We start from the raw sequence: 13,683 nt of genomic DNA, 5'->3' as shown, positions 1-13,683 counted from the left end.
ACAACAAGGAGCTGACAACATGAATCAGTGGACACGCGAAGCACGTTATCGCCCGCTTTCCGATCTTGCACCGGAAGTGTATCAACTCATGAAAGAAGAAGTACGGAACTCACCTTGGCGGTTTTCTTTCCACATCCAACCTCCGACCGGTTTATTGAATGATCCGAACGGATTTGTCTATCACAACGGGACGTACCACCTCTTTTATCAATGGTTCCCGCTCGGACCCGTCCACGGATTGAAGTATTGGTACCATATGACTTCAAAGGATTTAGTGCATTGGTTCGATGAGGGGGCAGCTCTTATTCCAAACGATGATCCTGATTCACATGGTGCTTACTCCGGAAGTGGTTTCGTCAAAAACGATCAGGTTCATGTTATGTATACAGGAAACAAGCGGGACGCCGAATGGAATCGCCATACGAGTCAAATCGTCGGTCACCTTCGTTCGGACGGTCGGATTGAAAAACATCTGCCTCCTGCCATTCCAGAGGTTCCGACCGGTTATACCGAGCATTTCCGAGATCCTAAAGTATTTCAGCATCACGATACATGGTATTGCATCATCGGAGCTCAACGCGATGATTTAAGCGGATGTACGGTCATGTACCAATCGCTGGATGCGGAAAACTGGACATTCATGGGTGAACTCAACACCGGATATGATCAATTCGGTTATATGTGGGAGTGCCCCGATTATTTTGAACTCGACGGAAAAGGATTCTTATTATTCAGTCCGCAAGGGATTTCTCCCGAGAACGACCGATATCAAAACATCTTCCAATCCGGATACTTGATGGGACAGCCGCTCGCCCTGCCGGAACTCACTTTCCAACATGAAGATTTTGTTGAACTGGATTTCGGATTTGATTTTTATGCGCCGCAAACAACACTGGCAGCAGACGGACGCCGGATTCTTGTCGGCTGGATGGGATTACCGGACATCTCGTATCCAAGTGACCGGTTTAACTGGGCACACGGTTTGACATTGCCCCGAGAACTGACACTCGAAAATCAGCAATTGCGCCAAAAACCGGTCCGGGAACTGATATCACTCCGTAAAGAAACGTTGTACGAACAGGAACTGGAATTGGTCGATCAACTCCTGCCTGCACAAGCAGAAATTTTCGAGCTCGAGTTGTCCCAGTTGCAACTTTCTTCTGATCAATTGGAAGTGAAGCTCCGCGTCAGTGACCAGGAACAGACGGTTCTGCGGTACGATCAACAAACGAGACGGTTTACAATGGACCGCGCGTCATCAGGTGCAGAAGTACCGGCACTCGACTACGGAACTACTCGTTCGGTCACGTTGACTGAACCATTGCATACGTTACGTGTGTTCGTCGATCGTTCGTCCGTCGAAGTCTTTCTCAATGACGGAGAAGCCGTGGCTTCCGCCCGGATTTTCCCGAAGACGACGAGCCAAGGCATCGTTCTGACCGGTGACGCGACGGCGCATTTGGCGATTTACAGCCTCTAATTTAGCTCAAGACAGAAAAACACATTCCTCACAGACAATCAACTGAGGAATGTGTTTTTTATTGCGGTGCCGTCTCTTTTTGAAGATCAAAGGCTAATATGTGTTGTTCGCCGATCGGCCCCATGACAGATTGTAAGGTATCCACGTAACCTGTTTTGAAGTACAAGGATTTTGCTGCGATATTCTTTTTATTGACCGCTAACGTAATCGCCGTCACTTCCGGAAAATATTCGTTTACGAAGGCAGGAAGTTGCATCATCGCTTCTTTGGCATATCCTTGCTGTTGGTGTCTGGCATCAATCGAAAAAGCCCGCAACAGGACACTGCGTTCATCCGTCCGGTGGGTTTTCGGAGGATTTAAATGCAGGATGAAAAATCCGACGACTTCCGTTTCTTTTTTAATGACGACCGGAAACTTGTCTGGATTACTTAATGCTTCCGACACGACCTCGGTCGGAAATGTCGTAAATTGGATTTGTTCCTCCGGAAGAATAAACGCATCACATTGTTCATAGTGTTCGTTGGTATACATAAACAGCTTTACTTGAGACATACTTTTTCCGCCTTCCATTAGTCAAGGAGACACAACACTCCCCTTACATCTATTTCCATTTTACATGTTCTAGATGTTTTAGCCAATGCTTCAGGAACGTTCGTGTAAAAGATTTTATCTTTACTTATATTCCACTTCTTGTGTAGACTTAATCAATTGTCCGACTGAAAATGCTAAACTAAGAAAAGAAAATTGAGTTTATAAAGGTAAGAGGTGAATAAACCGATGTCCCCAGACTTTTTCGAGCGGATGGAGATCGAAACCGGAACCAAATTAAATGCGGTCCAGCGCCAAGCGATTGAGCACGATCAAGGTCCGCTCTTATTACTCGCTTCCCCGGGTTCAGGAAAAACGACAACATTAAATTTTAAAATTGCCTATTTGATCCTTGAGAAAAAGGTGAATCCCCGGTCCATCTTGGGATTAACTTTCAGTAAAGCCGCTGCTCATGAGATGGCAGAACGTTTTTATGACTGGTTTCATCATTTAATCGGAACAACGGCTTCTTTCTCGACCATCCACAGTTTTGCTTTCCAAGTCGTCCGTGACTATGCGTCAACACACCGCCTTCAGTATACGATCATCGAAGGCGCCATTGAAAAAACGGCAACACACCGTCCGGAGCAGCCGTTGCATAAACGGATGATTCTTCGCCGGATTTTCCAGGAAATCAACCGGAGTGTCATTACGGAAGATCAGATGGATGAATTGCTGCGTATGATTTCCTTCGTGAAAAACCGCTTACTGGTTACGAAGGACATTGAAACATTAAAGACGACCATTAAACATTTTCCGGAGATTTACTCCGCCTATGAGCAATTTAAGTTGCGGGATCCGCTCCATCCACTGATGGACTTCGATGATATGCTGACATATGCCAATACGATTCTTTCGCAGGATGCGGCACTACTTGCCTCGTATCAACGCCGCTTTGAATATATTTTAACGGACGAAAGTCAGGATACTTCTTTGGTGCAGCATCAACTTGTCGAAAAACTGGCATTGCCTCACAATAACCTTTGTGTCGTCGCCGACGATGATCAAACGCTGTACAGCTGGCGCGGTGCAGATGTATCAAAAATCATCCATTTTAAGGATACGTATCCCGATGCGACTGTATTGTACATGGAACAAAACTATCGTTCCTCTAAAGAGATCGTCGAAACCGCCAATCGGTTCATTCAGCGGAATAAGGTCCGTTACCCGAAGAAGATGTATACAGAAAATCCGTCTTCCCGTGCCATCACCGTTGAAACGTTACCGGCGTACGAAGACCAAACGCGGTATGTCATTCGTCAATTACGCGAGGAAACGAATTTTAAAGAAGTAGCGATTTTATACCGCAACAACTCGTCCTCGATTAATATCATGAATGCCCTTGATCTAGCCGGTATCCCTTTTTATATCAAGGACGTCGATCACAAATTCTTTAGCCATTGGGTTTTAAAGGATGTCTTACATTTTATCGAACTGGCAAACGATCCTTCTGATGTTGAGATTTTAGCGCAAATTCATACGAAATTTGCAGGGTATATCTCAAAAGTTCAATTACAGCGTCTTTATGAACTGCAGAACGGTGAAAACGTCTTTGATCTGCTGCTTCAACATGTCGAGATGAAGTTTTATCAAAAAAAACAGTTGAAAACCATTAAATCTGTCTTCGCTGCCATACAAACCGCCCGTCCGGCTGCCGCTTTGGCAATGATTCGCAATGAACTCGGTTATGAAAAAAATCTTAAAAAAATGAGTGACAGTCTTGGATTCAGCATTGATTTTTTACTTGAAATGCTCAACACGATTGAAAATGTCGCAAGTGATCTTCCGACCTCCCTTGCCTTTAAGGAACGGATTGTTCACCTCGAACAACTCATGCGTCAAGCAAAATCGAACAAACAGCAAAATGCCGTCACGCTGTCTACTTTCCACAGTGCTAAGGGACTCGAGTTCGATCGTGTCTTCATGATTGATCTGATCAACGGTGTTCTTCCGTCGTCTGAAAACATTAAATCGTATAAAGACGGGCAACTCGAAGAAATGGAAGAAGCCGTCCGTCTGTTTTATGTCGGGATGACACGGGCACGTCATGAGCTTCATCTGTTGTCTTACCGCTATAAATCAAAACCGGTCGAAGAATCCTTATTCATCGTAAATATCCGGCAGATTCTCAACCCGGATCAAAAAGCACAAAAAGAAGCCCGCTACGCTTCACGTTTGAATGAAAAACCTGCCGGGCCACTTCTTCAAGTCGAGAAAAATATGCGGATCCGGCATACATCCTTCGGTGAGGGAACGATTGTTCATGTAATGGACGACGTTCTTGAGATTCAATTCGATAAAGGCATCGATAAGCAATTGTCCCTTCAAGTCTGTTCTGAAAATCATCTGCTAACGATTTTATAAAAAAAGGCGCACTTACCATCCGGATCATGTTCCGGAGTAAGTGCGTCTTTTGATTACTCATTTCATTCGTTCATTCTGTTGACGGACCAATGCATCACGGATTTCCGTGAGCAGTTTTTCTTCCGTCGTCGGAGCTGCGACTTCTTCTGTCGTCTCCTCTTTCCGGCGAAAAGCATTGATGCCTTTGACGAATAAAAATAACGCAAACGCAATCAAGATAAACTCGATGCTTGCTTGCAGGAATTGACCGTATAACAAATTAGCATTTCCGACCTCGACCGACAATCCTTTGACATCAATTCCACCAATGATGATACCGATCAATGGCATGAAGATGCTGTCGACCAGCGACTTGATGATACCGCTGAAAGCCGCCCCCAAGATGACCCCTACTGCCAGGTCGATGACATTTCCGCGAAATGCAAACTCTTTAAACGCTTTGAACACTGCCGGTTGCCCCTCTCATTTTACGTCCATGCCCGATCAGCCAACTGACGAATCGCATAGCCAACCCCATTTTCATTATTTGTTTTCGTCACTTGATGGGCAATCGCTTTTGCATCGTCATGACCATTCCCCATCGCAATCGCCATACCGGCCACTTTGAACATCGGAACATCATTCAAGTTGTCCCCGATGACGGCGACTTCTTCGATCGACACTCCAAGGTGCTTTGCCAGTGTTTTGACCGCTGTTCCTTTATCGGCACCAAGTGCCATGACTTCGATATTGTCATGCCCGGATGATGTCACGTATACACCCTCCACTTTTTGTTCGATTTCTTCCCAAATTTTCTTCATCAACTCTTGATCAAATGAGAAAGAAATGAATTTAAAGACTTGTTTGGTCTGGTTGCGGATGAACGAACGGAAACCGTCAATCATTTTGACATCTTCGTTGACATAATACCGGTCATGGAAAAATTCCAGGACATTTTTGGCCCGGTCGCTTTCCTGACTCATTTCTTTCAGCGAATCATAAGCGGCGTCAATCGTCGCTCCTTGCGCTGTGACCAGTCCTTTATCACAAAACATCTCGAAGAAAACTTCATACTGACTGATGATACCGTAAATTTGTTGCGCCTGTTCCGTCGTCAGTGTCGTTGCACTCAGCTCTTCGCCGTCAGCAGTCAACACACGTGCTCCGTTAGAAGCGATGATCGGACACGTAATGCCCGCCTCGTCCGTCAGTTCTTTTGCATTTAAGTAATTTCGTCCTGTCGCAATCGCAAAATCAATGCCTTGTTCTTTTGCAGCTTCAATTGCCGCAATCGTTTCCGGTTCTATTTTCTGTTTGCTGGATAACACCGTACCATCCATGTCTGAGATCAATAATTTGATTGCTTTTGCCAAAACGTTCACTCTCCTTTATCTTTTTCCATTTTACTATACCATTTTCAAGACGATATTCCTGTTCCGACCCTTTTGATGCCGCTCAAAGGATCGGAGACAACAAGCGGGAAATACTTTCTTTAAACTTAACGAACCGGGATCGTTCCGCATATTTTTCAGCGGTCAGTTGCTCACAGACAAGACAATCCGCTTCGAACAAACGGGCTAATTCTTCAGCAACATGCCGGTCGTAGACGATCGAGTTCATCTCAAAATTCAATCGGAAGCTCCGGGCATCGATATTCGTCGTTCCGACGGAGGCGATTTCCCGATCGACGACAATCGTTTTGGCATGAAGAAATCCGGGTTCATACGTATAGATTTTCGCTCCATAATCAATCAGTTCTCCGGCTGCCGCTGTCGTCGCCCAGTAAACAAACGGATGATCCGGTTTGTTCGGAATCATGATCCGGATTTCGACACCTGCCAGTAACGCCATTTTGCAGGCGTCCATATAACTCGTATCCGGAATGAAGTAAGGCGACTGAATATAAATCGATTGTTTGGCGGATGAAATCATTTTAATCAGCAGATTTTTGAGATGTTCCGTTTTTGAATCCGGACCCGACGTCACAATCTGCATCGGCAATTCCTGTTCAATCGAGTGGGCGCCATAATAAAAAGTATTTTTAGGCGTATAGCTGTCGCTGGCCTGGTTCCAATCCAAGATGAATCGGTCCAGTTGATCGTGAACAACCTCTCCTTCCAACCGGAAATGCGTGTCGCGCCAGTAGCCGAATTTTTCGTCGATCCCTAAATACTCCGTTCCGACGTTAAAGCCGCCGATATAACCAATCTTCCCATCGACGATACAGGACTTCCGGTGATTCCGGTTGTTGAGACGGAAATTAATCAGACCGATTGTCGGCGGGAAAAAGGCGTACACTTCTCCGTCATGTTTCATTAATTCCTTAAAGTCGGACCGTTTTAAATCGCGGGATCCGACCGCATCATAGAGCAACCGGACTTTGATTCCCTGTTTCGCTTTGTTCGTCAAAGCGGCAATCAAGGCCTGTCCCAGTGAATCCTTTTGAATGATGTAGTACTGAATGTTAATTTCGTGTTCCGCGTTTAAAATATCGGTCATCATCCGATTGAACTTTTGCTCGCCGTCCGATAAAATCACGACATCATTTTTAAAGCTGAGCAACGCATCATTTGATGTCAAATTCATCCGGATCAATTGATCGTACCGGATAATTGCTGGATGACGCTGTTGTGTCTCATGCTTGTCGAGCTCGGTCAGTTGCAAAGCAACACGGCGTGACTGCTCTTGTTGTTCCGTTTGTTCGACGTGATAAAAATTTGTTTTTTTCAAGAGACGTCCAAAAAATAAATAAATCAGAAACCCGATCAACGGAACAAAATATAAAATCAAGACCCACGCCCACGTTGCGCCGACATCCCGCCGCTCTAAAAAAAATGACAGTGATGACCGCCAATACATTAACGATAATCAAGCCGTAAGCCAATATGACGAGCATCGTACTCAACACGTCAAGCACTGGATCTCCTCCTTTGTTTTACCTGTCACCTTTTCCCACTGCAATGTATAAGGTATTCCTCATTTTCAAAGTAAATAAAACAAAAAAGTGCAGGAAACTCCTAAAAAAGATGGAGTTTCCTGCACTGGATAAGATTTTATGTTTCATTGACGGATTCATCCGCGTGGGATTGTTCCAATTCAATTGATTCAACCATTGTTTTTGCACTGGCTACACAATCCGGCAATCCGACCCCGTCATAGGCAAGACCGGCGAGATAAATGCCCGGATATTGTGCCAATACTTCTTCCCGGACACGCTGAATCCGGTCGGCATGACCGACGGTGTAAGCAGGAAGACCATCCATCAAACGGCTGATGATGACCTGCTTCGGCTCTAACGTCCGACCACAGATCTTTTCCAAGTCCTGCAGCACGGCCTGTTGCAATACCTCATCTGATTCATGAACCAGATGGTCATTACCCGGTCGTCCGACAAATGCCCGAAGGACCGTGTGATCGGGAGCCGAATGATTCCATTTTTGATCAATCGCCGTACAGGCCGTAATCGAGTACGGTGCCCGTCGATTGACGACAAAACCTGTTCCTTCAATTGGCAGCGACTGCTGTTGATCAAAAATCATCGTTACCGTTGCCGTCGAGTGGGTCGTTAACTGCTCAAGTTCCGGTAAATGAGCATCCGGTAACAGTTGAACGACTTGCGGATGCGGAATCGTCAAGAGGACATAATCGGCGTACTCTGGACCGTGGTCCGTTTTCAGCCGGTATCGTCCATCTTCACGTGAGATCGCCAGTAATGGAGTTTCGAGACGAATTTCCGAGCGTTCGAGCACCTCTTCCAACCGTTCAATCAACGATTCGAGTCCTGTTTCAAGCGATAAGAACTGTCCCGTTGCCTTAATTGTTGTCTGGGGAGTTTGCGGCAATTGATCGAGCGGACGCATCAAACGCATTCCTTCAAACAATGAGCCGGCTTTTTGTTCATTTGCGACGAACTGCGGATAGGTCGCAAACGTACTCATCTGATCGATATTGCCGGCATAAATTCCGGACAGCAACGGTTCAATCAGTTTTTCAACTAATGCATCACCGAGCCGCGGACGCAAATATTCCCCGAGCGGAATGTCCTGTTCCGGAATCCTCAGACTGTCAGACGGATGCAACAGCAAGTCTGCGACTTCCTGTTTCTCCTCTTCTGTCAGTAACGTCGTTTGCCGAAACAAGTCAAGATCCGTCGGAATTCCCATGACCGCACCCTTAGGAATCGGATGAAGGCCACCCGTATCCAAAATGAACGCTTGGGATGTATTGTTTCGGACCAGTTTTTCACCAAGTCCGATTGCTTCAATCAAATCCGTCAAAATGTGTTTGCGGGCGACGTAAGAATCCGGTCCACGCTCAATCGTAAAACCGTCTTCCCGGTACGTCGCGACCTTCCCGCCAAGACGTTCTCCGGCTTCAAGCAATGTAATGTTCAAATCGGGAAAGGCACGTTCTGCGTAATAGGCAGCGGCAAGACCAGTAATACCACCGCCGACGATGACGAGACGTTTACTTGACATAACTGCCGACCTGTTTTGAAACAGCCTCAGTGACCGCTTTCATGAAGGCAGGATCTGCGTTCGGCATGATCGGACGTGCGTAATGGATGCCCAGTTCGTCACAGACGACTTTACACTCATAATCATTGTCGAACAGGACTTCCAAGTGATCGGCGACGAATCCGACCGGAACGTAGACGAATGCTTCGTATCCTTCTGCTTCATAGACGTCACGCGTCAAGTCTTGTACATCTGGTCCGAGCCAAGGTTCTGGCGTTTGTCCGGCTGACTGCCAGCCTGTGATCATATGCTTGACACCGGCGCGGGCCGCAATCAAATCTGCTGTCTCTTTTAATTGTTCCGGGTATGGGTCACCGTTCGCAATGATTTTTTCCGGTAAACTGTGGGCTGAGACGACAAGGACTGCTTTATCTTCCGGTACCGGTAACGCATCAAATGTTTTCCGGATTTCCGTGCCCCACCAGTCGATGAAAGCTTCTTCTTTGTACCATGACTCAACAGAAGCTAAATGGATACCGTGTTTGTCTGCTACTTCTTTTGCACGACCGTTGTATGAACGGATGCTGAACGTCGAGTAGTGTGGTGCCAGTACAACCGTGACCGCTTCCGTGATACCGTCTTTCGCCATTTGTTCCACGGCGTCTTCGACGAATGGTTCGATATGCTTCAGACCGAGATACAGTTTGAATTCGATTTCGCCTGCATATTTTTCAGTCAGTTGGCGGTGCAGTTCTTCCGCTTGATCAATCGTGACTTGTGCCAGTGGTGAAACACCACCGATTGCTTCATACCGCTCTGTCAGTTCAGCCAATGCTTCTGGAGACGGTTTCCGCCCACGGCGGATATGTGTGTAATACCGTTCAATGTCTTCCGGTTTGTACGGCGTACCGTACGCCATGACGAGTAATCCTAGTGTTTTCATTTCGCTACCTCCATTTTTTCTTTCGAGTAATCATGGATATATGCAGTGAGACGTTTTAAGACTTCCGGATCCACTTCCGGGAAGATACCGTGCCCTAAGTTAAAGATAAAACCAGGGCGTTTCATGCCCATATCAAGGATTTCTTTTGTTTTGGCTTCAAGAATCTCCCATGGAGCGAGCAGATAAGATGGATCAAGATTTCCCTGCAAGGTTTTTGTCAGTCCGCGTTCACGTGCCGCGTCTACCGACAAACGCCAGTCGAGTCCGACGACATCAAGCGGAAGATCATGCCATTCTTCTGCCAAGTGACTTGCTCCAACACCAAACATGATCATCGGAACGCCTGTTTCTTTTAGTTCCGTGAAAATACGTTCCATCGTCGGTTTGATGTAAAGGACATAATCGTTACGACTCGTTGTACCGACCCACGAATCGAAGATTTGAAACGCCTGGATACCGGCATCAACTTGTGCTTTGATATAATCGATGACCATATCTCCGAGTTTCTCCATTAAAGCATGCCAGACATCAGGGTGACCATACATCAATGCTTTCGTCTTATGATAACCTTTTGACGGTCCGCCTTCGATCATATAGCTTGCTAATGTAAACGGTGCTCCCGAAAAACCGATCAACGGTACTTCAAGACGTTCGCGCAATAATTTAATCGTCTCGAAAATGTAGGGAATATCTTCTTTTTTAAAGGTTTGGAGCGCTTGAACATCATCCATTGTCCGGATTGGATTAGCAATGACAGGACCGATGCCGCTTTTGATTTCGACGTCGACACCCATTGAAGGCAAGGGCGTCATAATATCTTTATAAAGGATTGCTGCGTCGACTCCCAACTGTTTGACCGGCAGTTCTGTCACATAGGCGCACAACTCAGGATCATGTGTAATCTCAAAAAGTGTCCGTGTCTTCTTGATTTCACGATACTCGGCTTGATACCGACCTGCTTGCCGCATATACCAGACCGGTACATGGCTTACTTCTTCGCCACGAATGGCCCGCAAAAATGTATCATTAAAGTTTTTCATCATAACTACCCCTTTTACTCGTTCTAACGCCCCAAAATAACGCACGATAAGTTTGTGAACACAGAAACATTATATCTGAAATTCAGAACGGTGTGCCAATAAATCGTTTACAAAATTACAGTTCTGTTACCCGTTCATCAAATGTTCACCGTTTCTTGTAAAGTCCGAAGGCAGCATTCAACTGTCCACGAATTAAATCCGAACGTTGCTGTTCTGTTACTTTTCGTTCCTTTTCACGGATTTCGTGTGTCCGCCACCCGTCTTCAATCTTTTCTGCGACTTCTACCAGTCGCTCGATATCTGTAAAGGAATACTTTCGGGTTTTTCCGTTCGTCCGCTCCGGAAAAATCAATTTCCGTTCTTCGTAGTAACGAATTTGCCGTTCCGATAAACCGGTCAATTCGCAGACAATCCCAATCGTCATCACCTTCTTCTCCCGGTAGTTCATCTTCGTCACTCCTTTCCTTCAAAATACCATGTCAGATTTTCTGACACAAGACGTTTCTTGGAAAGGATTTCCGTCTAAAGTAAACACATACTTTAAATTGATAAAGGAGGAACGACGATGAAATTAGAAGAAATGTTAGTTTCGGTCGATACGTTTTATGTCTTATTCGCTACTTTATTAGTCTTTACGATGCAGATTGGATTTTTATTACTCGAAACAGGCATGTTACGGGCGAAGAATGCCGGACACGTTGCGGTTAAACAATTAATCAGTTTTTCCGTTGCCGCTCTTGCCTTTTGGGCAATCGGCTTTGGACTGACGTTCGGAGACGGACCCGGTTTGATTGGAACAGAAGGATTTTTCCTTCATGGCGGATTTTCAAGCCTTGACTGGTCAAATGTAACCATCGATGTCAAATTCCTCTTCCAGTTATCCTTTGTCGCAGTATCCCTTGCGATCGCCTGGGGCGGTTTTGCGGAACGGGCAAAATTGTCCGTTTACCTATTGTTCGGAACATTCTTCGTCGCTGTCATCTATCCGATTATCGCCCGTTCCGTTTGGGCAGGCGGTTTCCTCGGTTCCCTCGGGATGCAGGATTTTGCCGGATCGAAAGTCGTCCACTTACAAGGTGGAATCGCTGCTCTCGTCGCTGCTTTAATCTTGAAAAAACGGATTGGAGCAGAAAAAACACCGTTACTTGGTCATAACGTCATCTATTCCGTCGTCGGTGCGTTTATCCTTTGGTTATGTTGGTTTGGATTCAATGCCGGCTCGACGTTAACGATTGCTGACGGATTCTTCAGTTATGTCGCCTTGACGACTTTACTTGCGACCGCTGCCGGTGCGCTTGGTGCACTCGCCATTTCCTTCTGGCACCGTCGGGTCGCAGATATCCCGTCGATCATCAACGGCGTCCTGGCTGCTCTCGTCGCCATCACAGCCGCTTGTGCTTTCGTCGAACCGTGGGGAGCCGTCGTAATCGGTTTCCTGGCCGGAGTCATCACGTACGGAACAAGTATCCTGCTCGCCCGTCGCGTCGATGATCCGTTGTGTGCGTTCTCGGTTCATGGTGTTGCCGGGATTTGGGGCACACTTGCTACCGGATTCTTCGCTTCACCGAGACTCGTTGAAATTACAGGCATCGGACAAGCCGGATTATTTTACGGCGGCGGTTTTACACAACTTGGGGTGCAAGCACTCGGCGTCGTCTTTGCCGTCGTCGTCGTCAGTGTCCTAAGTTATGTCTTCCTCAAGTTACTCGATGTAACAATCGGTCTCCGGATTACACGTGAAGATGAACTCCGTGGACTGGACGTTGCCGAGCATGGACAAGCTTCTTACGACCTCCCTGCACCGGTCAGCAAAGAGTTGCATCCTGCGCATGAAGAAGAATCGACTGAAAAGGTCAACTGAATTTCACCGTCAAACACCCCTTCGCCGTGTGAACTGAACCAAAAAAGTTAGACAATAAATAATTTGTCAGGCGACCTTTAGGACCTGAGTCCGGTATTCCACCGGGCTCAGGTTTTTTAGTCGTCTCTTGATACGACGATGGTTATAGTACTCGATGTAACGCTCGAGCTCACATTTGAAGTGGTCCATATCATCGAACTCCTTGAGATACAGGAGCTCTGACTTGAGCACGGCGAAGAAGCTTTCGATGGCTGCGTTGTCGAGGCAGTTGCCCTTACGGGACATACTTTGCGTGATGCCATGCTCGTGGAGCGTACCAGTGAACGCTTTGTATTGATAATGCCACCCCTGATCGGAATGAAGGATTGGGCGTGCCTCTCCGTCGAGCTTCCCGATTGCCTGATCCAACATGTCGCCAACGAATCGATATGTAGGGCGGTCCGATATGGTATAGGCAATGATCTCACGGTTTCCCAAGTCCATCATCGGCGAGAGATAGAGCTTCTCCCCGAACAGGTGAAATTCAGTGACGTCAGTCACCCATTTCTGGTTCAGACCGGTGGCCTTGAAGTCCCGTTGGAGAAGATTCGGTGCGACCTCTCCGACCCGTCCTTTATAGGAGCGGTATCGCTTCATGCGGACGAGACATTTGAGACCGAGCTCGTTCATGAGACGGCGCACAGTCTTCGGATCGTGCCGGAAGCCCTGGCGTTCGAGAAGTGCGTGGATGCGACGATAGCCACATCGTCCCTCGTGTTCGTGGAACAAGGTATGGATGGCTGCCTTCACCTCCGCATACTTGTCTTCGCCCGTCAGACGGGTCCGCCAATAGTAATAGACGCTCCGCGCCATACCGAGCACGCGGAGGAGTCCCAGAACGGGATAGATTGATCGCAATTCGTCGATTACTTGTGCCTTGATCCGGTTCGTCGCGCATTCTCTTCTTGAACCAAGGCTTTCAATTTTTTTA

Annotated in this window: 12 protein-coding genes; 3 read left to right on the top strand and 9 right to left on the bottom strand. The window is 46.8% G+C overall.

Translation table 11 applies throughout. The annotated features are described in order from the left end of the window. Positions 1 to 19 precede the first annotated feature (19 nt). Positions 20 to 1,480, top strand: a complete 1,461-nt coding sequence (locus tag ABIC15_RS04630) for a sucrose-6-phosphate hydrolase (protein ID WP_318929223.1) — start codon at positions 20 to 22, stop codon at positions 1,478 to 1,480. 58 nt (positions 1,481 to 1,538) lie between these two features. Here the strand turns inward: ABIC15_RS04630 and ABIC15_RS04625 are convergent, their stop codons facing one another. After that, a complete protein-coding gene (locus tag ABIC15_RS04625) occupies positions 1,539 to 2,033 on the bottom strand; it encodes a GNAT family N-acetyltransferase (protein WP_318929221.1) in 495 nt (164 codons plus the stop codon). 225 nt (positions 2,034 to 2,258) lie between these two features. Here ABIC15_RS04625 and ABIC15_RS04620 point away from each other — a divergent pair, with 225 nt between their 5' ends. Then, positions 2,259 to 4,433, top strand: coding sequence for an ATP-dependent helicase (locus ABIC15_RS04620; protein WP_354019862.1), 2,175 nt, complete (start codon positions 2,259 to 2,261; stop codon positions 4,431 to 4,433). Between the two features lie 57 nt (positions 4,434 to 4,490). Here ABIC15_RS04620 and mscL read toward each other — a convergent pair whose 3' ends face one another. The 7 genes from mscL to ABIC15_RS04585 all read right to left on the bottom strand — a co-directional run bounded on the left by mscL (position 4,491) and on the right by ABIC15_RS04585 (position 11,300). Further along, positions 4,491 to 4,880, bottom strand: a complete 390-nt coding sequence (gene mscL / locus ABIC15_RS04615; RefSeq protein WP_012369609.1) for a large-conductance mechanosensitive channel protein MscL — start codon at positions 4,878 to 4,880, stop codon at positions 4,491 to 4,493. A gap of 20 nt (positions 4,881 to 4,900) precedes the next feature. Then, entirely contained in the window at positions 4,901 to 5,794 is an 894-nt protein-coding gene (locus ABIC15_RS04610; RefSeq protein ID WP_234944569.1) for a Cof-type HAD-IIB family hydrolase, read from the bottom strand. A 73-nt stretch (positions 5,795 to 5,867) separates the two neighbouring features. Further along, positions 5,868 to 7,271 (bottom strand): cardiolipin synthase, encoded by a 1,404-nt coding sequence (gene cls, locus ABIC15_RS04605; protein WP_354019861.1) that lies wholly within the window; start codon positions 7,269 to 7,271, stop codon positions 5,868 to 5,870. 194 nt (positions 7,272 to 7,465) lie between these two features. Beyond that, positions 7,466 to 8,890: a protoporphyrinogen oxidase gene (gene hemG / locus ABIC15_RS04600; RefSeq protein ID WP_318929214.1), complete on the bottom strand. Its 1,425-nt coding sequence runs from the start codon at positions 8,888 to 8,890 to the stop codon at positions 7,466 to 7,468. Continuing rightward, positions 8,880 to 9,812, bottom strand: a complete 933-nt coding sequence (gene hemH / locus ABIC15_RS04595) for a ferrochelatase (protein WP_214765673.1) — start codon at positions 9,810 to 9,812, stop codon at positions 8,880 to 8,882. The genes hemG and hemH overlap by 11 nt, the downstream gene beginning before the upstream one ends. Further along, positions 9,809 to 10,855, bottom strand: coding sequence for a uroporphyrinogen decarboxylase (gene hemE / locus ABIC15_RS04590; RefSeq protein ID WP_012369604.1), 1,047 nt, complete (start codon positions 10,853 to 10,855; stop codon positions 9,809 to 9,811). Before hemE ends, hemH begins: the two co-directional genes overlap by 4 nt. 142 nt (positions 10,856 to 10,997) lie before the next feature. After that, entirely contained in the window at positions 10,998 to 11,300 is a 303-nt protein-coding gene (locus ABIC15_RS04585; RefSeq protein WP_012369603.1) for a MerR family transcriptional regulator, read from the bottom strand. Between the two features lie 117 nt (positions 11,301 to 11,417). Here ABIC15_RS04585 and ABIC15_RS04580 point away from each other — a divergent pair, with 117 nt between their 5' ends. Next, on the top strand, positions 11,418 to 12,713 hold the full coding sequence (locus tag ABIC15_RS04580) for an ammonium transporter (RefSeq protein ID WP_354019860.1): 1,296 nt from the start codon (positions 11,418 to 11,420) through the stop codon (positions 12,711 to 12,713). A 66-nt stretch (positions 12,714 to 12,779) separates the two neighbouring features. On the opposite strand, the gene ABIC15_RS04575 is transcribed toward ABIC15_RS04580, so the two are convergent. Next, positions 12,780 to 13,683: IS3 family transposase (locus ABIC15_RS04575; protein WP_354019859.1), on the bottom strand; the 904-nt coding region annotated here is incomplete at its 5' end.

The organism is Exiguobacterium sp. PvP048, assembly GCF_040549175.1.
GTDB classification, from domain to species: Bacteria; Bacillota; Bacilli; order Exiguobacteriales; family Exiguobacteriaceae; genus Exiguobacterium_A; species Exiguobacterium_A artemiae.
This window is presented reverse-complemented; position numbering and strand designations above follow the sequence as displayed.